General features: G+C 61.8%; 18 protein-coding genes. 11 read left to right on the forward strand and 7 right to left on the reverse strand.

Features of this window, described 5'->3' with window-relative positions; genetic code table 11:
• Positions 1-3: 3 nt before the first annotated feature.
• Positions 4-1,002, reverse strand: a complete 999-nt coding sequence (rfbB, locus tag NVV90_RS13755) for a dTDP-glucose 4,6-dehydratase (protein WP_258437835.1) — start codon at positions 1,000-1,002, stop codon at positions 4-6.
• Between the two features lie 27 nt (positions 1,003-1,029).
• Positions 1,030-1,791, reverse strand: coding sequence for a glycosyltransferase (locus NVV90_RS13760; RefSeq protein WP_258437836.1), 762 nt, complete (start codon positions 1,789-1,791; stop codon positions 1,030-1,032).
• Positions 1,792-1,980: 189 nt separating this feature from the next.
• Between NVV90_RS13760 and NVV90_RS13765 the strand changes: the two genes are divergently transcribed.
• The 9 genes from NVV90_RS13765 (at position 1,981) to NVV90_RS21105 (ending at position 11,298) form a co-directional block, all read left to right on the forward strand.
• Positions 1,981-3,204, forward strand: a complete 1,224-nt coding sequence (locus NVV90_RS13765) for a polysaccharide biosynthesis protein (RefSeq protein ID WP_258437837.1) — start codon at positions 1,981-1,983, stop codon at positions 3,202-3,204.
• Positions 3,191-4,117 (forward strand): glycosyltransferase, encoded by a 927-nt coding sequence (locus tag NVV90_RS13770; protein WP_258437838.1) that lies wholly within the window; start codon positions 3,191-3,193, stop codon positions 4,115-4,117. Before NVV90_RS13765 ends, NVV90_RS13770 begins: the two co-directional genes overlap by 14 nt.
• Before the next feature lie 76 nt (positions 4,118-4,193).
• Positions 4,194-4,943 (forward strand): glycosyltransferase family 2 protein, encoded by a 750-nt coding sequence (locus NVV90_RS13775; RefSeq protein ID WP_258437839.1) that lies wholly within the window; start codon positions 4,194-4,196, stop codon positions 4,941-4,943.
• Positions 4,944-4,945: 2 nt separating this feature from the next.
• Positions 4,946-5,380 carry a DUF2304 domain-containing protein gene (locus NVV90_RS13780; protein WP_258437840.1) on the forward strand — a complete coding sequence of 145 codons (435 nt, stop codon included), beginning with the start codon at positions 4,946-4,948 and terminating at the stop codon, positions 5,378-5,380.
• Positions 5,381-6,268, forward strand: a complete 888-nt coding sequence (locus NVV90_RS13785; protein ID WP_258437841.1) for a glycosyltransferase — start codon at positions 5,381-5,383, stop codon at positions 6,266-6,268.
• 25 nt (positions 6,269-6,293) lie between these two features.
• Positions 6,294-7,388 (forward strand): NAD(P)-dependent oxidoreductase, encoded by a 1,095-nt coding sequence (locus tag NVV90_RS13790; RefSeq protein WP_258437842.1) that lies wholly within the window; start codon positions 6,294-6,296, stop codon positions 7,386-7,388.
• Positions 7,389-7,455: 67 nt separating this feature from the next.
• Entirely contained in the window at positions 7,456-8,298 is an 843-nt protein-coding gene (locus tag NVV90_RS13795; protein WP_258437843.1) for a glycosyltransferase, read from the forward strand.
• A gap of 68 nt (positions 8,299-8,366) precedes the next feature.
• Complete coding sequence (locus NVV90_RS13800; protein ID WP_258437844.1) at positions 8,367-10,484, forward strand: hypothetical protein; 2,118 nt, start codon at positions 8,367-8,369, stop codon at positions 10,482-10,484.
• 505 nt (positions 10,485-10,989) lie between these two features.
• Positions 10,990-11,298: a transposase gene (locus NVV90_RS21105; RefSeq protein WP_396125308.1), complete on the forward strand. Its 309-nt coding sequence runs from the start codon at positions 10,990-10,992 to the stop codon at positions 11,296-11,298.
• A gap of 289 nt (positions 11,299-11,587) precedes the next feature.
• Here NVV90_RS21105 and NVV90_RS13805 read toward each other — a convergent pair whose 3' ends face one another.
• Positions 11,588-12,670 carry an acyltransferase gene (locus NVV90_RS13805; protein ID WP_258437845.1) on the reverse strand — a complete coding sequence of 361 codons (1,083 nt, stop codon included), beginning with the start codon at positions 12,668-12,670 and terminating at the stop codon, positions 11,588-11,590.
• 144 nt (positions 12,671-12,814) lie between these two features.
• Between NVV90_RS13805 and rfbA the strand changes: the two genes are divergently transcribed.
• Both rfbA and NVV90_RS13815 read left to right on the forward strand, forming a co-directional pair.
• Complete coding sequence (gene rfbA, locus NVV90_RS13810) at positions 12,815-13,684, forward strand: glucose-1-phosphate thymidylyltransferase RfbA (protein ID WP_258437846.1); 870 nt, start codon at positions 12,815-12,817, stop codon at positions 13,682-13,684.
• A gap of 1 nt (position 13,685) precedes the next feature.
• Positions 13,686-15,650, forward strand: a complete 1,965-nt coding sequence (locus tag NVV90_RS13815; RefSeq protein WP_309304060.1) for a DUF6541 family protein — start codon at positions 13,686-13,688, stop codon at positions 15,648-15,650.
• Positions 15,651-15,668: 18 nt separating this feature from the next.
• Here NVV90_RS13815 and NVV90_RS13820 read toward each other — a convergent pair whose 3' ends face one another.
• The 4 genes from NVV90_RS13820 to glf are packed head-to-tail and all read right to left on the reverse strand — an operon-like array spanning position 15,669 to position 20,474.
• A complete protein-coding gene (locus NVV90_RS13820; protein ID WP_258437849.1) occupies positions 15,669-16,430 on the reverse strand; it encodes an ABC transporter ATP-binding protein in 762 nt (253 codons plus the stop codon).
• 1 nt (position 16,431) lies between these two features.
• Positions 16,432-17,301, reverse strand: coding sequence for an ABC transporter permease (locus NVV90_RS13825; RefSeq protein ID WP_258437850.1), 870 nt, complete (start codon positions 17,299-17,301; stop codon positions 16,432-16,434).
• On the reverse strand, positions 17,302-19,263 hold the full coding sequence (locus NVV90_RS13830; RefSeq protein ID WP_258441179.1) for a glycosyltransferase: 1,962 nt from the start codon (positions 19,261-19,263) through the stop codon (positions 17,302-17,304).
• Between the two features lie 23 nt (positions 19,264-19,286).
• Positions 19,287-20,474 (reverse strand): UDP-galactopyranose mutase, encoded by a 1,188-nt coding sequence (glf, locus tag NVV90_RS13835; protein ID WP_258437851.1) that lies wholly within the window; start codon positions 20,472-20,474, stop codon positions 19,287-19,289.
• Between the last annotated feature and the right edge of the window lie 189 nt (positions 20,475-20,663).

A 20,663-nucleotide genomic window follows, 5' to 3' on the forward strand; every position in this document is an offset into this window, starting at 1 on the left:
GCTCTACTGGCCCTGTTCCTTGTATTTGGCTTCGGTCTGGGCCTTCTGCGGCCGCCACCAGTCCTCGTTGTCCCGGTACCAGGCGATGGTGTCCTCGATGCCGGCGTCGAAGTTGGAGAACTCGGGCTTCCAGCCCAGCTCGTTGCGGAGCTTGGCGGAGTCGATGGCGTAGCGGAGGTCGTGGCCGGGGCGGTCGACGACGTGGTCGTAGGCGTCGCGGGGCTCGCCCATGTGCTCGAGGATGAGCTCGACGACTTCCTTGTTGTTCTTTTCGCCGTCGGCACCGATGAGGTAGGTCTCGCCGATGATGCCCTTATCGATGATGGCCAGGACGGCGGAAGAGTGGTCGTTGGCGTGGATCCAGTCGCGGACGTTCTCGCCCTTGCCGTAGAGCTTGGGTCGGATCCTGTCGATCACGTTGGTGATCTGTCGCGGGATGAACTTCTCGACGTGCTGGTACGGGCCGTAGTTGTTTGAGCAGTTGCTGATGGTGGCCTGCAGCCCGAAGGAGCGGACCCAGGCGCGGACCAGGAGGTCGGAGCCAGCCTTGGTGGAGGAGTACGGGCTCGAGGGGTTGTACGGGGTGTTTTCGGTGAAGCGCTCCGGGTCGTCCAGTTCCAGGTCGCCGTAGACCTCGTCCGTGGAGATGTGGTGGAAACGCTTGTCGTGCTTGCGGGCCGCCTCGATCAGGGTGTACGTGCCGATGATGTTGGTGTCCAGGAACGGGCGCGGATCATGCAGGGAGTTGTCGTTGTGGGACTCCGCCGCGTAGTGCACGACGACGTCGCAGCCGGCGACCAGCTGGTCCACCAGAGCCGCATCCGCAATGTCGCCCTGGACAAAACGGAAACGGTCCGAAGGCAGACCGCCCAGGGACTCCAGGTTTCCGGCATACGTCAGCTTGTCCAACACAGTGACGCTGTCCGCGGTGTTCTCAAGGACGTAGTGGACAAAGTTCGAACCGATAAAGCCGGCACCGCCGGTGACCAGAAGTTTCTGCATCCCAACAGCTTACCGGCCCCTACAGCGTCACTTGCGTCGCGTCGTCGCGCGCCGAAACCCTTCGAACAACAGGCGAACCAGCACAACGCGTGCCCGCAAGATCGTGGCGGGTGCCCGCCAACCTTGTGGCGTGGCATTCTCTCCGTGGATTCGCCGCAGCAACGTGGATTCATCCAGATGGGCAATGGAGCCTGCAGCGTTCCCGCAAATCGCCAACCACAGATCGTGGGATTCCCGAAGGTATGCCGGCACAGGTGTGAAGACGTCCAGCAGTTCGCGGCGGAAGCCCATTCCGCAGCCGTAGTAGGCCCGGTAACCAACCATGATGCCCAGCAGATTCGCGGCCCGGTGCGAGGAGTCCTCGCTGCGCAGACGGGGAATCGAAGGCCTGGGGCCGCCGCCCAGCACGTCAAAGTTACTGGCAACAACCTGGAAATACTTTAGTGCGTCCAGCATCCGCGCGAGACGCCCCGGAATCCAGACATCGTCTTGGTCCGCAAGCAGAATGTACTCTCCACGGCTCGCCAGGACCGCCTGTTCAAAGGACCTTACATACCCCTGGTTGGCAGTTGCTTCGATCAGTCGGATGCGTGGGTCGGAAAGACTCCGGATCATTCCCGGCGTGCCGTCGCTGGAGGCATCATCGACGATCACCAGTTCATCGGATGCGTCCAGTTGCTCGAGGATCGAGGCAATCTGTTCTTCAATGTAGGCCGAGCCGTTGTAACTGGCCATGCACACGCTGGCACGGCGTGGTCCGGCCGGGCCGATTGGCTGTGAAGAGCTCATGGACTCGCTGTTCCTTGTGGTGGCATTCAAATGGACTCGGCGGAGCCCGGCTTCATCCTATGCGACCCACCCGGGAGCAGCGGGGCCGGGGGCCGCGGCCGTGATGTCCGGCCAGCGGCGGCCGGGCATCACGTAAGATCGAGGAACGCCTCCAGATCAGCAAGGACAGAACCAGGAATGAAAACCGTATTGCTCCGCCTGACCGGATTTACGGCTCTTCCCCTCCTGTCATTGATCACTCCGCTTCTGTTGCTGCCGGTGGCCTCCAGTCTTGTTGGCGGCTACGGTATTTCGAGCGTGATTTCGGGACAGGCGATCGGAACCTTTGCTGCCACCGTGTTGCTGTGGGGATGGAACGTCGACGGACCCGTTGCCATTGCCAGGGCAGCCAATGCCCGCGAACGAGGCGAAATCTACCTGAGCAGCGTGCGCACACGGCTGCTGCTGATGATCATCGTGCTGCCCGCAGCAGCACTCACAGCGACCGTGGTTGCCGTGCCTGAGTTCGCCACGGAGGCCGCAGCCATGTGCTTGGCCGTTGCTTTGGCCGGACTTTCGCCAGCGTGGTTCTGCATAGGCGCCGGCCAGCCCAAGTTGCTTGCCGTCTTCGATACCCTTCCACGCTTCATTGCAACCCTTTTGGCCGCCCCACTGTTGCTGCTGACGCACCAGTTTTGGGTCTACACCATGCTGACGGCCGCCATGATGGTCTTGTCCCTGGTGGTTTTTCACCGCAAATACTCCTCCGGAGGACAGTGGCTGCCCATCAATCTCCGCGCGACGTTGGATGAACTGGGGTCACAAGCCAAAACCGCCGGCATCAGCCTTGCCGGCAACGCATATGCTTCAACGCCAGCGCCCATCGCCACTGCCACGACCGCCCCTGTGGCTTCCGGCAGCCTCGCGTCTGCGGATACGCTCTACCGTTTCGGATTGTTCACCGTCGTCGCGCTTGGCAACACCTTCCAAGGCTGGACCATCGAACATGGCGCCACAAACCAACGCGTCCGCCACATCACGGCAATACTGGCCCACGCTGGCCTCGGCGTGCTGGGAGCCGCCATTCTCACCGTTGCCGGCCCCTTCGTGAGTGGCGTCCTCTTTGCTGGCAAGGCCCAAGCCAGCACGGAGCTGTGCGCCTACTATGGACTCTCGTTTGCATTCCTCAGTGCAAGCACACCGTTCATACGCAACATCCTGATCCCGGCCGGGCTGCAATCCCTTGTTCTTCGTTGGACGCTGGTCTCTGCAGTGCTCGGCGTTGCAGCGATGGTTGCCGCCGGCATGGCGGGAAGCGCCACCGGAATTGCCCTGGGCATGGCCCTGAGTGAAGCCGTGCTGTTTGTTGCACTGCTCATTCCCGGCCTCAAGCACCTCAAACAAGAAAGAATCCTGGACCATGCCGCCGACTGAACAGGCCATCTCAGTAACGGCCATTGTTGCCGCGTACAACCCCCCGGAGTCCCTGGTGGAAACCGTGGCTCTGCTACGGCAGCAGGTCCAGCAGGTTGTCGTGGTCGACGACGGATCCCGTCCGGACGCCATGTCGGTTCTTGACCGGCTGTCGGCAGAAGGCGCCACGATCGTCCGGCAAGGCAGCAACTCGGGCATAGCAGCAGCGCTCAATGCGGGCCTGCGCGCTGCCAACGATCTCGGGGCCCCGGGTTTCTATCTCACCTTGGATCAGGACTCCCGGATCGGCAACCATTACGTTGACCGGGCGCTGGCCACACTTGATGCCGCCACAAGAAGCGGCTTCGATACAGGGTTCATCTGTGCGGCGTCCTACAGCGGACACCCTGTTCCCGTCCTGGCCGTGAAGGGCGACTACATCGAGGCATTCGATCCGATGCAGTCGGGCTTCCTCATCCCCAGGTCAACTATCGAGCGCGTCGGACCGTTCGACGAGAACCTCTTCATCGACGGCGTGGATTCGGAATTCACAATGCGGATCCGCGCCGCCGGGATGTCTGTCCTGGTGGGCCAAGACTGTGATATCGAACACGACCTTGGACAACGCCGCCCCGGGACACTCTTCGGCATTCCGGTCAAAGCACTCGGCCGCGAGATTTCGTACAACTACCACTCCCCCAGCAGGGTCTACTACATCTGCCGCAACGGCACGGTCCTCAGCCGCCGGTACTGGCGACGCTACCCGCGGTGGGTCGCTTTGAGGCTGCTGGAAGAGTCGAAGGCGCATCTGCTCCGCTTCGCATTCAGTCCTGGCCGCGGCAAGCTCCTTCACGCCGCCGCCGCCGGATTTGCCGACGGTTTCCGTGGCAGGACCGGGAGGATTCCGGAAAAGCTTGAGCATTCGATCCGCTGAAAGGCCAACCTAGCCATCCCGCCCCGCCCTGCCTCCGGCTTTAGGAGGCTCCCGAAGTTGATATAGTTTGGACACCATGGAACCCACTGTCCCCCCACGAGTTCTCGTCATCATGCCCGCGTGGAACGAAGCCGAGGCAATCGGCGAAACCGTTCGAGAGGTACTGGAGACAAGCGACCGTTACGATGTCGTGGTCGTAAATGACGGTTCCACAGACAACACGGCGCAGATAGCGGCAGCTGCGGGCGCAACAGTCCTGCACCTGCCCTTCAATCTCGGCGTGGGCGGCGCGATGCGGGCAGGATTCAAATATGCCCGCCGTTTGGGTTACCAGAGGGTCATCCAGGTTGATGCAGACGGGCAGCACGACCCCCGGAACATTGACGATGTCCTGGCCGGCTTGGACCATGCAGACATCTCCATCGGTGCGCGTTTCGCGGACCGTGGAAACTACACGGTCTCAGGACCACGCAGATGGGCAATGGTGTTCCTTGCACGTGTGATTTCCTCCTTGGCAAGGACCAGGTTGACCGATGTCACCAGCGGTTTCCGGGCCGGCAACGAGCGCGCAATAGACCAATACCTGGATCACTACCCCGCCGAATACTTGGGCGACACCATTGACTCTCTCGTGGTTGCCGTCCGTTCCGGCTGCAAGGTCACCCAGGTCCCCGTTGAGATGCGTGCCCGAAGGGGCGGGAAGCCCAGCCACAACCCCGTCAAGGCTGCGATTTACCTCGGCCGGTCAGTCTTCGCCCTCTTCTTTGCCCTGACGCGCAAGCGATCCCACATTGCGTCCACCGCACACGACCTGACAGGAGCATAGCCATGGGCAACATTGCTGCCTTCCTACTGGCCCTCGTCATCGTGGCGATGGTCATCGAAATGCTCCGCCGCAAGAAACTGCGTGAAAAGTACGCCGCGTTGTGGCTGGTGGTCGGCATCGCCACCTTGGTTCTTGCAGCTTTCCCGCGTCTGCTGAACATCGTGGCTGAATTCGTCGGCGTGCAGCTACCCTCCAACCTGCTCTTCATAATGAGCATTCTCATGCTGATGGGCGTCTGCCTGCATTTGTCCTGGGAGATCTCCGTCGTGGAGGACGAAACCCGGACTCTCGCCGAAGAAGTGGCCATCCTGCGCTCACAGATCGAGGCCCTGCCTGCGTCAACGTTGCCGCCACGCGGCAACACCATCGGAACGGATTTCCGCACCCGCCCCATCATCGGCGCTGCCGACGCCTCAAACGAAGGTCCCGACAACTAAATGCCACTCGATATCTTCATCCCTTACTGGGGCGACCCCGGCTACATGCGGGAAACGGTCAACAGCGTCTTGTCCCAGGACAGCCCGGATTGGCTGCTGACTGTTGTCGACGACGCTTATCCCACTTTGGAAATCAAGGACTTCGTGGAGGGCATCGCGGATCCCCGGATCAAGTACATCCGCAAGGATCAGAATGCCGGGATCACCGAGAACTACCGAACCTGTGTTGCCATGGCAACACAGGAAGTCATGGTGATTCTCGGCTGTGATGATGTTCTTCTTCCCAACTACGTGGACGTGATCCTCGAGGCACACAAGCGCTTTCCCAATGCCGCAGTCATCCAGCCCGGCGTCGAAGTCATCGATGAGGATGGACAGCGGGTCAAGACGCTCGTCGACGCCGTGAAGCAACGTCTGATAAAGCCCCGGGGCAGCTCCAGCAGGATCGTGGCAGGCGAGACCATCGCCCGCAACCTGATGCACGGCGACTGGCTGTATTGGCCATCGCTGGCGTTCAGGACGGACAAGATCCGCGACGTGGAATTCCGGGAAGGATTCCCCATCATCCAGGATCTTGCCCTGATCATGGACATGATCTTCAAAGGTGATCAACTCCTGATCGAACCGACCGTGTGTTTCCAGTACCGGAGACATTCAAACAGCGCCTCGTCCACCAAGCTGGTAGATGGCTCGAGGTTTGCCGGGGAGCGAGAGTACTTTGCAGTCGCAGCAAGCCAGGCAGAAGACCTTGGCTGGCTTAAAGCATCCCGTTCGGCGAAATTGAGGCTCACGTCCCGCGCCCACGCACTCTACCTGCTGCCCAGTGCCGCAGTGAACCGTAATCCGCAGGCAGTCAAAGCACTCGCCCGCCACGTCTTCGGCAAATAAGCCGAAAGGAACGAAAGGTCCATCAGTGACTGCTCCCTCAAACGTCTCACGGCCCGGCGGTACTGTACTCGTCACCGGCGGTGCCGGCTTCATCGGCTGCGCCATTTCTGCTTCCCTAGTTGAGGCCTTCGACCGCGTCGTTGTCGTCGACAACCTGCACCCGCAGATCCACGCAAGCGGTAGCCGGCCCACGGAACTCAATGCCGGAGCCGAACTCATCATCGGCGACGTAGCCGAGGCTGCAACGTGGGACGCGGTCCTTGCTGAAGTGACCCCCGACGTCGTCATCCATTTGGCCGCCGAAACCGGCACCGGCCAGTCGCTCCAGGAGTCCACGCGCCACACGCATGTCAACGTGGTGGGAACCTCGCAGATGCTTGACGGGCTGAACCGCCACGGACGCCTGCCGCGCCGTATTGTGCTCTCTTCAAGCCGCGCCGTGTACGGCGAAGGAGCCTGGCAGAAAGCGGACGGAACCCGCTTCTACCCGGGCCAGCGGACGAGCGAGACCCTGGACCGATCGCAGTGGGACTTCCCAAAGGCTACGCCCGTGGCGATGAAGGCCTCGGAAACGTTCCCGGCGCCCGTCAGCGTCTACGGCGCGACCAAGCTCGCTCAGGAACACGTTCTCCAGACCTGGGCCAAGTCCTTCGGAGTGGAAACCGTTGTCCTTCGGCTGCAGAACGTTTATGGCCCGGGCCAGTCGCTCATCAACCCGTACACCGGGATCATGAGTCTGTTCTGCCGCATCGCCATGGGTGGGAAATCCATTCCCCTGTACGAGGACGGTGACGTCCGCCGTGATTTCATCCTGATCGACGACGTCGCTTCCGCGATCGTTGCCGGTGCTGTGTCGCCAACCGTCCAAGGCGAGCCCATGGACATCGGGTCCGGGGAATTCCAGACCATTGGAACCGCGGCCAAGCTCATCGCAGCGCACTACAACGCGCCGGAACCGCACGTTACGGGACAGTACCGCCAAGGCGATGTCCGCCACGCCTGGGCCGATGTCTCCGCTGCTGAAGAGGTGTTGGGTTGGACGCCTCAGTACAACCTGGCCCAAGGCATCGAGCGTCTCGCCAACTGGATTGACGCCCAGCCCGACGTTCAGCCCGCCTGACCCGGACGGAGAAAGGACGTTGCCCGCGACTGTCGCTATCGTTTCCCTGTTTGACCCGTCTAACGGCGTGCTGGCAAACGCCGCGGCGCTTCTTAAACAAGTGGACGCCGTGGTCGTCGTGGACGACGGAAGCCCCCAGGATCCCACACGGATCCTTGACGAACTGGCCGGCTTGGGCTGCCATGTGGAGCGACTTGCTGAAAACTCCGGTATTGCTGCCGCGCTGAATGCTGGCATTTCCACGGTGCTGTCGTGGGCCACGAAGCCCGACTACATCCTCACCATGGATCAGGACTCACTGCTCGACGACGGTTACGTCGCCGCTCTGCAGACAGCTGCTGCGGCGGCTCTGGCTGCCGAAGTTCCGGTGGGAATGGTGGCCCCCGGCTCTGTCAGGGGGCTCCCAGTCCGACGCGGCCCGGTCATGAACGGCGTTCAGCTCGGCGGCGAACCTATCCAGTCAGGGCTCCTCATTCCGATCCCTGTGCTGGAGCAGCTGGGCCTGTTTCAGTCCAGCCTCTTCATCGACGGAGTGGACAGCGAGTTCTATCTGCGGTGCACCGCTGACGGACTACGTGCCGTCATCGCTCCGGACGCCGCCTTGGACCATGCTCTGGGAACGCCAGCCACGGCCCGACTCTTCGGCCGGGACCTTTCCTTCGGCGGCAAACCACTCAAAGTACGCACGGCCGCTGACTGGCGCTACTACTACCTCTTCCGGAACCGGATCCTGCTGGCGCGCCAGTACGGCCGCCGGTTCACGCTGTGGACCTTGAAAGGCTTCTTGGCGGACTACCGTCATCTGGCCATCGTCACATTGCTTGCCCCGCGCCGGCAGGTCCGGCTGGCCAACGCCCTCAACGGGATCCGAGATGGAATGCGCGGCCTGTCCGGCCGGCGCCCCAGCTAGGCTGCGCCAAGCAACACCTCTCCGGGTCCCGCCCGGTTTCCGCTCGGCCCACATGCAAGGGGAACCACGTGGGCCGATTGAGCCAGACCACCGCAATGCATCATCCATATCGCTACCAGGGCTTCACTTTTACCAATTGGGGAAAACCGCACGTGAGCACCGACACCAACGACCAGCAGTGTCTCCGGCGACGTGCCGGTGCGAGAACGCCCCGCAACGCAACAGCACCGGGGCCGCAGCTTCGTCGGCACTCACGCGGAATACTGGCCCTCGCAATCGTCGTTGGTACCGTCGTTGCACTCAGGACAACCGGCCTCCTGCAGGGAACACCGGCACTCATCCTTGCTGCCGCCCTTGTGCTGCTGTTGCCCACTGCGCGTGTGATGTCCCAACGCGTCCTCTTCAACGGGCTGATCTTGGCCGGCCTGGTGCCCCTGACCTGGTGGCTGCCTGAACGCGTGATGGGCACCGACCACGGAACACTGCTACTAGCGGCCCTCGCCGGGATCATCGCTTGGTGGATCGGATTGGCGAAGTTTCCCGCCCAGCGTATCCGCAATCTGGTCCCTCGTGCCCGCTGGATTGACACAATACCGTTCCTCTCCGCCCTACTATCGGCATTTTCGCTGGGCACCATGGTGACGATCCGGTCTCCGATTGACGCCTTGTCGGTCCTTACGAGCAGGTGGGACTACCAGTCCCATTTCAGCATCTACTACATGATCCGCCGCCATGGCGAGGTCATCCCGACTATTCCGCAAGGTACAGCAGGAGACGCTTGGGGGTTCGCCGAGTACCCGCAAGGATTTCATGCTCTGCTTGCCACAATGTCCGATCTTCTTCGTCCGTCATATACCAGCGTGGACAGCGAGCTAGTCGGTTTCATGAACCTCCAGGCCGTCTGCAGTGTCCTGACGGTACTGATTGTCGCGGCCGGGCTTTGCGCGCTGCCTGCCGTGCGGCGAAGGGCAGCCGTGATGGCAAGCGGAATCGCCATCGCCATGGCCGCCTGGATCTATGGCCCTGGCTCCATACCTGCATATGAAGGCTTCGCCAACTTCTACCTCGCCTGCGGCATGGCGACCGCAACGGTGCTTGCCGTTCTGACGTTCCAGCGCCGCGTCCCCGTCATTGGCGTTGCCGCAGTGGGCGCAGGTCTTGTCAGTATCTGCAACAACTGGCTCTTGCTTGTGTCCCTTCTGGCCGTCGTGCTCGGGATCAGGCTATGGACGGTCGTTCGCCAACGCGGCAGCTATAGCCGGCGGTGGTGGATACTTTCCTCGGCGTGCATCAGCGTCAGCATGCTGGGCATAGCGCTTCCGATCATTCAGATTTCGCCCCTTATCGAACAAAGCCAGCACATCCTGGAGGCTCAAGGTGGCATCGCGTATCCGGACTTTGGGCTCGCCTTGGTGGCGATCATCCTGGCTTTGGTGTTGGGCTTCGCCAACCGCTCCCTTGCCGTCCGTACGGATTCCTTACGGCTCCGGGAGGAACGATTGGATGTTTCCAGGGCTTCAGCGGGGCTTTTCATACCGATTGCCCTCGGCATCTGGCTGGCCGTCTCGCAAAGTGTCCAAAACGGTGCCATTTCGTACTACTTCTACAAATACCTGATTGCGCTGCTGCTGGTGGCCTGGCCGCTGATCGTCGCAGCGGCAGCCACTTTGATCCCGCCGCCTGTGCCGGCAGACGGCCACGTCCGCCGGCGCGGCCTGACACTAGCGCTGTGCGTCCTGGCGGTCACGGCAACTCAGGTTTTCGGCTTTTCGGTTCCAGGACTGCAGGCCGTGGGCCTTCCGGCGACGGCCCGTCCGCTGACGGACATGTCCGATCAGCAGACTCGCGTGCACAGCACCCCTGCTTTCGTGCCCCGGCTCCTGCAGAGCGCCCGGCTGCCCCAACCAGCGTCAACGGTTTACATCCCTGGACCTGGAACGGTCGATCCTATTCTGGCCGCCCGCTGGCAATGGGGCATGCGTGGCATGTCCTCATCGGCGACGACCGATCTTAGCTTTGACCTCGTGGACCTCGCCAAGGACTACAACCAGGCTCCTGAGGTCATCGGCCGAATCCTGACCCGAAACTCCACATTGTACGCAATCGTGGATCCCGAACTGTTTGAACCCGTTTACCAGTACTTGTTGGGCCTCGGCGTTGCTGATCGGCTGATTCGGCTCGGTTGATCGACCGATGAGGCCGGCGTTCCTTAGAGCCTGTTCCTAAACCCTGGCCATAGAGTCGTTGACCTGTTGCGCGGCGTGGCGGCTGTTAATCGGGAGGAACTCCTGTTAGCCCGGTGATTGTCTGGATCGTCCCGTTCGCAGGAGTTCCTTCGTGCTAGTTGCTACACCCGTGCCAAAACCCCCACCTCAGGACGTCGCGGTGCTGCAGGTTCGTTCCCTTCCACGCCGGCATGCCGCACCGGCATCCGTCCGATACCACGGACTGGCAGTGGGCCGTGATCGATCCGCTGCTACCGAATCCGGCCTTCCTCAGCGGCGCCGGCGGACGGCCTGAGTCCCATTGCCGCCGGTCCATTGTCGATGCGATCTTCTACGTGTCGACTACGAGATCAATGGCGGGCACTGCCGGCGGACTTCCCGTCCTATTCGACCGTGTTCAAGTACTTCACCCTCTGGGAGGCGGCAGGGGCCCCGACGCAGTCCTGGACACGATGCGGATCCGGGTGTGGCCGTCCGAGGACCGGGAGGCCGCCCCGACCGCGGCCATCATCGATTCGGCATCGGTCCGCGGTGCCGAGGCCGTCGGGCCGGTACCCGCGGCTATGACTCGGGCAAGAGGGTCAACGGCCACAAACGCCACATCGCGGCCGACACCATGGGCCTGCTGCTGTGCGTCATCATCACCGGAGCCTCGGTCCAGGACCGCGACGGGGCCAAAGCCGCTACTCGAACAACTCGCCGCTTCCTGCCGCCGTGCCTGGCCCGTGTGGGCGGACTGCGGCCATGCCGGCAAACTCGCGCTCTGGGCCAATGACCCCCTGAACCTCGCACTGGCCATCGTCAAACGCACCGATGCCACGAAAGGCTTCACCGCCCCGCCCCGCCGCTGGGTTGTTGAACGGACCTTGGCCCGGATCGCACGGCACCGCCACTGCGTACGCGACCACGAACGGCTACCCGCCCAACACCAAGCCATGGTCCGCTGGACCATGACCAGAATCACTAGCAACGCCTGCCACCAAGGTTTAGGAACAGGCTCTGAGAAACCCCGGCCTCACCGTTAATTCCTCCGGTCTGAAGACGGCCCCGTTCGGTCACCCGAGCTAGGCGCTCTTCTTTGCACGGCGCATGACCGGGCGCTCCACGAAGAACCAGCTGGCCGCAGCCAGCGGAATGGTGCATACCGTGGCGGCGAGCGTAAACCACCAGACGCCCCAATGGTAGCCACCGAACACGGCCAACAGTTGCTGGACAGGGAAAGCATAGATGTAGGCACCATAGGAGATGTCGTGCCGTGCCACTAAGGCCGGTTGAGGCAGCCAAGTGGAGATCCAGAGCAGGCCATAGGCAATGAATGGCGCCGCGAGCTGGCCGCCGAATCCGTCCACCAGGAAGATGGACAAACCGGCCAGCACAATGGCCACCGGTCCAGCGACCTTGTGGATTCCTACCCGGGAGCTCAACACCTGTACAACCGCGCCGCCGAGGAAGTACGGGACCAAACGGGCTGCGAGCTCAAAATCCAAGTTCGACTGCAGGTAAGGCTTCAGGGAGTCAATGTTGGCCCAGATCACCACGCTCATCGCAAAGGCACCAATGATTGGCCACGGCGTTTTCTTGAAGAGCGGAAGGAACCCAATGAGCGCCACCAGCAGATAGCACAGGAACTCGAAATAGAGCGTCCACAAGGAACCGTTCCAGGCCTTCGCATAGGGCACGCCGGCGGGGGTCCCGGCGATGTCATAACTGACGATATGAAGTGTCATGTTTGCGAAGATCGAGTTCAGCGGCGTCGTGGGAGCATGTAGGAAACCCTGCAGGGACCCATGTTGGATCACATAGGCGATCGGTGCGAATCCGAAGGCCATTACCACCAAGCACACAATGAACGCCGGAAAGATCCGGGCCACCCGGTGGACGAGGTAGGGTCCGATCCTGTTGCTGAACCTGCTGGCCGTAATCAAATAGCCGCTGATACCAAAGAAACCTGCGACGGCCCAGCCGCCAAGGTTTTCTCCGCGGAATCCCCATCCATTGCCGTCCCCCACGATGTGCCAGCTGTGGGCCAGGAGCACCATAAATGCCAGAACAAGCCGGATCAGGTTGAGGCTGTTTCCACGCGGATCAAGCCGGCTCCCTATCACTGGGGCTGGAATTGCATTCGGCTTCAGTACTGCTGTGCTCAATCCCGGGCTTCCTTCGTGACGTTGTCCAGACCGCCAATTCTACCTTGCGCCTGGCCGCTACCCGGTCGACGTTACCGTCCTGGCATGCAACCTGGGCGGGTCGCTGGTTTGCCGTAGGGCGCCCTGTACGGAAGGATTGAGCGCATGCGTGGAATCATCCTTGCCGGCGGAACTGGATCCCGGCTTCACCCGATCACCCTGGGAATCAGCAAGCAGCTGGTTCCTGTGTACGACAAGCCCATGATCTACTACCCTCTCTCCACGCTGATTCTGGCCGGAATCAGGGACATTCTCATCATCACTACCCCGCACGACGCCGAGCAGTTCCAGCGACTCCTGGGCGACGGCTCCCAGTTCGGCGTCAACCTGACGTACGTCGAGCAGCCCTCCCCGGACGGTCTGGCGCAGGCCTTTGTCCTCGGCGCCGAGCACATCGGCGACGAGACCGTTGCCTTGGTCCTGGGGGACAACATCTTCTACGGCCAAGGCATGGGCACCCAACTGCGCCGGCACGCCGACATCGACGGCGGCGCCGTGTTCGGATACTGGGTCAAGGACCCGAAGGCCTACGGCGTCGTGGAATTCGACGAGGACGGCAAGGCCCTCTCGCTCGAAGAGAAGCCCGAGAAGCCACGCAGCCACTACGCAGTGCCAGGGCTGTACTTCTATGACAACGACGTCATCGAAATCGCCAAGAACCTGAAGCCGTCCGCGCGCGGCGAGCTGGAAATCACCGACGTCAACCGGACATACCTAGAGCGGGGCAAGCTGCAGGTCGAGATCCTGCCGCGCGGCACCGCCTGGCTGGACACCGGCACATTCAACGATCTGAGCGACGCCTCCAACTTCATCAGGACGGTCGAAAACCGCCAAGGCCTGAAGATCGGCGCACCTGAAGAAATCGCATGGCGCAACGGCTTCCTGACCGACGACGAACTGCGCCAGCGGGCCGAACCCTTGGTCAAGAGCGGCTACGGTTCCTACTTGCTGGGGCTTCTGGACCAGACCATCTAGCGTGGCGTGGCTCGATGCAGCACCGCTCCTCCTCGCAGCGGTTGCCCTGCTTCTCTTCCCGGGCGCACTGGTATCGGCAGCTGCTGGTCTTCGAGGCCTGGCGGCAGCAGCCACGGCGCCTGCGATCACGGTCACGATAGTCGCAGCAACCGCCGTAGTGGCCCCCTGGCTGCACCTGCCTTGGTCACTTGCGGCCGTGCTTGTCTGCTCATTGCTTGCCGCAGCTCTTGTGCTGGGCATCCGCGTCCTGACACAGGGCAAGTCCGCAGTACGGGAGGCAACCGCCAGGTGGCGCCCACGCCCCAGCTGGCGTCTGACCGTTCCGGCGTACCTGCTTGGCGCCGCGGTGGTCGTCGTCCAGTTGGCCTTGGCCTTTGGACATCCGGCGAACATCTCCCAGACGTTCGACAACGTCTTCCATCTGAACAGCGTCCGCTACATCCTCGACACCGGCAACGCCTCGTCCTTGACGATGTCGGCGATGACAAGCGGGGACAATCCTCCGTACTTCTATCCCGCAGCCTGGCACGATCTGGCCGCTCTCCTGGTCACGGTCACGGGTGCACCGCTGGTCCTCGCGGTCAACATGCTCAATATCGCTGTAGCGGCCCTTATCTGGCCATTGGGGTGCATGCTGTTGACGAGGGTCTTTGCAGGAGCCCAACCCTTGGCCGTCGCCGCTGCCGGGGTCCTGTCCGCCTTCTTTTCCGGATTCCCGTTGCTTCTGTTGGACTTCGGCGTTCTCTACCCGAATTTTCTGGCAATCAGTCTTCTTCCTGCCGCTCTTGGCGCCATGGCATGGCTGTTCCGGCGCGCCGAGGAGTACGAGGTGCATGTCACTTCGCGGTTCCTTATCCCGTGTCTGATGCTGCCGGGCCTGGCCCTGGCGCATCCCAACGGCCTCATGTCCTTGCTCGCTGTGACGATCCCCTTGGTACTGCAAAGCTACCTCGTACGCTACTGGCCGTCGAAGAACCTCTTCCGTCGACGTGGGTGGATCGTGGCTAGCCTCGGGCTGCTCCTCGCATTGGCCACTGTCGCCGTACTTTGGAAAGTCATCCGGCCTCCCGAAGATGCCGCATTCTGGCCGCCCATCCAGTCCCCAGCGCGGGCTGCGTTGCAGATACTGAGCAACTCGGCCATGGGCAAGCCTCTGGCGCTGACGGTCAGTGTGCTCATGCTCATTGGCCTGGCGGTCTCGATGCGGCGTCTGAGCCGCACGTGGCTCATCGGCGGGTTCGTGATCGTTGCGTTCCTGTTCATGGTTGTCTCAGCAGCGCCCTTTAGCCGGCTCCGCAGTCTACTGACAGGTGTCTGGTACAACGACAGCTACCGCATTGCCGCGTTGCTGCCGCTGGTTGCTGTCCCGTTTGCCGCGGTCGGCTTTGCTGCCTTGATGGCGCTGCTCAAGCGCCGCTTCCCTGCCGCCTTAACCCACTCAAGTTGGCGGAAACTCGTGCGGGGGAGCCTTCTCGCCCTGCTGGGCATCGCCGGCGTGGCTGGCCTTATCCCTCCTGTGACCGGGGCGGTAGCGTCCGCACGCGCCAATTACGATGAAAACGCGGCTTCCCCGCTGCTGTCAACGGACGAGCACCGTCTCATTTCGCAGCTGGACGCTGTGGTTCCGGCCGATGCAGTCATCGCGGTCAATCCGTGGACCGGTGGCGCCCTGGCCTACGCACTGGCCCAGCGCGAGACAACGGCGAAACATATCCTGACGGCTACAACCGGCAACGAGAACCTCCTCAACCAGCATCTGCGCGATGCACCGGGCTATCCCGACGTCTGCGCGGCGGCCTCCGCCGAAAACGTCCGGTTCGTACTGGACTTCGGCGACAAAGAAGTCCACGGCAACAGGCATTCGTTCCCCGGGCTGGAAAATCTTGCCGCATCGCCGTCCTTCAGACTGGTGCTGCAGGAAGGCCAGGCCCGCCTCTACGAACTGACGGCCTGCCCGGCCGGCTGATCAGTGGTTGATCACCGCCTACGCGGCTGACCGCCGTCGGAGTTCTGCCACGACCTCATGGACTTCGCCGTCCATGATGACTTCGCCATGTTCGAGCAAGACACCGCGCTTGCACACGGAAGCCACCAGATCCAGGTCGTGACTGACCACGAACAGCGTTTTCCCGGCAGCCGCCAGCTCGTTGATCTTGATGATGCATTTGCGCTGGAACGGCTCGTCACCGACGGCAAGGATCTCGTCGATGAGGAAAACCTCGGGGTCCGTGTGCACAGCGATCGAGAACGCCAGTTTCAAATACATCCCCGAGGAGTAGAACTTCACCTCGGTGTCGATGAACTCACCGATTTCCGCGAACTCTACGATCGAGTCAAACATTTCGTCGATCTGTTTCTGGCTCATGCCAAGGATGGCTCCATTGAGATAGACGTTGTCACGGCCGCTCAGATCATGGTGAAAGCCGGCCCCGACTTCAATCAGGCCCGCCACGCGGCCACGCGTGTGCACCGTGCCCTCGTCCGGCTGCAGGACGCCCGAAATCAGCTTCAGCAGCGTGGACTTGCCCGAGCCGTTAAGCCCCAGCAACGCCACAGTCTCGCCCTGCTCCACATCGAGCGAAACATCCTTCAGTGCGTCAAACCTCTTGGAGAGATCGCCCTTGCGGCCCGTAAGAAGCCAGACAATGGCCTCCTTCATGCTACGCGTGTGCCGCAGCACGAACTTCTTGCGCACATTCCGGCAGGTGATCGCAACGGTCTCGGAAACACCAACGGGTGCAGTCATGTCAGAGCTCCTGCGCGAAATGGATAGAAAGCTTCATGAAGACGACCTGGCCGACCAGGAGTACCAGGGCCGCGATGCCGAAGGCCACAGGGAACCAGACGGACAGCAGATCCGGCGGCAACGCGATGGCAACTGCCTGCTCGGCGTTCAGCGTCGGAGACCAGAACGCCCAGTGGAAGATCTCGACCGCAACCGTCACCGGGTTCAGCTGGTAGAGGAAGAACCAAGGACCCATGACGCGTTCTACCATTGGCCAGACATAGAGCACCGGCGATGCCCAGGTGACAACCATGAGAATCATGTCCACGATGTTCTCGGAGTCACGGAAATAGACATTGGCTGCGCCAAAAAGCAGTCCCAGGCCGGTGGCCAGGATCGCGATGAGGGCGAGAGCGCCCACAACGGCCAACAGCTGCCAGAAGGAGGGCCTCCACCCGGCCAGAAGACAGGCGCCACCCAGAACCACCAGTTGGGGCACCAGGTGTGCTGCGGAGACCCACACGGTGGAAACCGGAAAAAGTTCCCTGGGCAGGTAGATCTTCCGGATCAGGTCCCTGTTGTCCACGATGGACCGGGTGGCGTTGCCCAGGGACTCCGTGAAGAAGTTGACCAAGACAATTCCTGCAAACAGGTAAATCGCGTAGTTCGGAGTGCCGCGCTGCATATCAAGGAAGACGCCAAGGGCCACGAAGTAGATGGAGAACTGCATCAGCGGCTTGACATAGGACCACAGAAGTCCAAGTACAGAGCCGCGATAGCGGATCTTGATCTCCTTACGGACCAGCAGCTGCAGCAGGAACTTGTGCTTGTAGACATCGATGATGCCCCGACCCCGGCCAGGCTGGGTCAGCTCACCGGCAGCGGACGGCACCTAGCGCCCCTGCCGTTCGTCCAGTCCGAAGGTCTTCCGCCAGGCCTCGAATGACGTGATCCGCGGCACCGCTTCCCGATAATCCGCAGCCAACTGGTCCCACTGACGGTAAAGGCGCGCATGGTGCTGGCCCGCCTGGACCAGCATACGCTTCAGCTTCTTCGGATCACGCTTGTACCAGGAAGACGCCGTACCGTCTGCATTTGAGACCACCACGCTGTCGTAGTGCGCAAGCCGGAACCACTTGTTATCTCGGTGTGCCAGGAAGCCCTGAGGGCGTTCAGCCGACTCTGGAGCCGGGCTCTTGATGAGTTGGCGGGCCACCGTGGTGACGCCCCACTTGACCAGGTCCTTTTTGTTCGGCATGCCGATCGGCTTGATGCCCGAGGGCCCGCGGCCCAATGCGGGAGCCGGGAACTCGTCAACGTCTTCGTGCATCTGGGCGTCTGAGTAGGAGCCCTTGCGTCCGTTGATCTCCGGCAGCTTCGAGCCGATGTTCGCGTGCAGATGGTCCGGCCCACGGAACAGGTCTTCCAGGGCATCGAGGCGTCCGTGCTCCGTGAAGTACTGCATCGACACGAGGTGTTTCACGTCGGCTTGGAAGGATTCCCGGATGGTCCGGCCACCCTTGGCATGCGGGCTGTAGATCATCGCAATGATCAGCCGGTTGCGTCCGTGATAGTACGCCTGCCAACCGACAAGGTCGTCCTTGTCCACCCATGAGACGTGCCAGACCGCGGAGCCCGGCAGGGAGACCGTCTGGAAGCCGGCCTCGTGAGCCCGCAGACCGTATTCGATGTCGTCCCACTTAATGAACAGCGGAAGCGGCAGGCCAATCTCACGGATGACCGCCGTCGGGATCATGCACATCCACCAACCGTTGAAGTCGACGTCGGCGCGTCGGTGCAGCCAAGGGGTCTGCCGGAGGTTGGCCACGCTGAAGTCGTGCCGCATTTCCATGTCGGCATGCGGTTCGGCAGGCACAATCCGATAGGGGTCGACGACCTCGCCAAAAGTGTGCAGGACGCTGCGGCTGTGCAGATCAAACATGTGTCCGCCGACAATGGTCGGCTTCTTGCAGTAATCCGCGAAGGTGAGGAGCCTGTTAATGCTCTCCGGTTCAAGGACCACGTCGTCGTCCAGCAGCAGCGCATAGTCACTGCCGTTCTCAACGGCTTCGTACATCCCACGGGCAAAACCGCCAGAGCCGCCCAGGTTTTCCTGGTCGATGATGCGGAGCTTGCCCCCGAGGGCAGCGGCGATTTCGGCGAAGCCCGGGTAGTCGGCAACCTTGTCGGTGCCCTGGTCCACAATGAGGACCTCCCGCACATGCTCCAGCGCTTCAGGGTTCTCGGACAGGATCCGGGCGTTGTTCAGGCAGAATTCCGGCTTGTTCATGGTGGTGATCTCAAGCGTCACCGCTCCCGGCGCCTTGCCGTGGTCCGCACCCTGCCATTCGGCTGATTCCAGGATCAGGTCTTCGCGGCTGGAGGCAAGATCGAACCAGTACCAGCCGCCGTCGCCGAATGGCTTCACAGGGAGGTCAAAGACCGTGACGGTGGCACCCTCAACGCGTGCACCGTCCACGCGCTGGAGCGTGCCCCTCGCGTTGGACTTGTTCACGGTGATGGTGCCGTGGCCGCTCGTCCGAACGGTGAGGCGAACCGTGCGGAGCGTTGTCCAGCGCCGCCAGTAGCTCGCCGGGAAGGCGTTGAAGTACGTGCCGAAGGAGAGTTGCTCTCCGGCACGCAAAAGCAGCGAGTGGCGCGACAGCACGTCTTCAAAGTGGACGTCGTGCCCGCCCGAGCTCACCAGATGGAGTTTCTCTTCAAGCGACTTGGGATTCCGGGCGAATTCATCGTTCTCCCTGAGCTGGATCCCGTTGGCCGGCCCCGCATCGACGTACAGCGAGAGAGTGTCCATCTGGGATTCCGGCGGCAGGATCACACGCTGCAGGGTCATCCACTGCTGGTCTTCGGAATGCGTCACGCGTCCACTCCCCCGCTTTCGATTTCGACGCCGCTTTCGAAATGCGGACGGATCTTGTTGTCGAACATCGAAAGCGCAGATCCGATGGCCATGTGCATGTCGAGGTACTTGTAGGTGCCAAGCCGTCCGCCGAACAAAACGCCAGGTTCAGCGGCAGCGAGGTCCCGGTACTGGAGGAGCTTCTCGCGGTCATCGGAAGTGTTGACGGGGTAGTACGGCTCATCGCCCTCTTCAGCGAAGCGCGAGAATTCGCGCATGATGAGCGTCTTTTCCGTCTGGTATGCACGCTCCGGGTGGAAGTGGCGGGGTTCGATGATGCGGGTGTAGGGCACGTCGTCGTCGTTGTAGTTGACCACCGACGTTCCCTGGAAGTCTCCGACGTCGAGGATCTCTTCCTGGAAATCAATCGTGCGCCAGGAAAGGTCACCGGCGACGGAATCGAAGTAGCGGTCCACCGGCCCCGTGTACACGACCGGGATCTTCCCGACAACCTTGTTCTTGGAGTACTCGTGGGACTCGTCAAAGAAATCGGTGTTCAGGCGGACCTCGATGTTCGGGTGCTCCGCCATCTTTTCGATCCAAGCCGTGTAGCCGTTCGTGGGCAAGCCTTCGTACTTGTCGTTGAAGTACCGGTTGTCGTAGTTGTAGCGGACCGGGAGCCTCGAAATGATGCCGGCGGGCAGGTCCTTGGGATCGGTCTGCCACTGCTTGCCGGTGTAGTGCTTGATGAAGGCCTCATACAGGGGGCGGCCGATGAGCTGGATGCCCTTGTCGTTGAGGTTCTGCGGATCCGTGCCGGCCAGTTCGCCGGCCTGTTCCTGGATCAACGCCTGGGCCTCGCCTGGAGTCAGGTTGGCCCGGAAGAACTGGTTGATGGTGGCCAGGTTGATGGGAAGCGAATAGACCTCGCCCTTGTGCACACCGTAGACCTTGTGGACGTAGTTCGTGAACGTCGTGAACCGGTTGACGTACTCCCACACACGCTCGTTTGAGGTGTGGAACAGGTGGGCGCCGTAGCGGTGGACTTCGATGCCCGTCCGCTCATCGGTTTCGCTGTAGGCGTTGCCGCCGATGTGGTGCCGGCGGTCGATGACGACCACCTTCAAGTCCAGCTCACGTGCGGCCTGTTCGGCGATTGTCAGGCCGAAAAAGCCCGACCCGACGATGACAAGGTCAGCGGTCACAAAATCTCCTGGTTCGAATGGGGGCAGCCCAATGGTTCGCATTGACTGCACGACTAGCCTACCTGAGACGACCACTCTCAACTCCGGCGCCGGATTCCCATGAAGTTGTCCACATAGCGAAGGTGACCGCGGACAGCTCCGGCGGGCCGCGCCTACCGTGGTTCAGAGAGGCAAGGCACTTCGGCCCGG

Origin of the sequence: Arthrobacter sp. CJ23 (genome assembly GCF_024741795.1) — a bacterium.
In the GTDB taxonomy this organism is placed as follows: Bacteria; Actinomycetota; Actinomycetes; order Actinomycetales; family Micrococcaceae; genus Arthrobacter.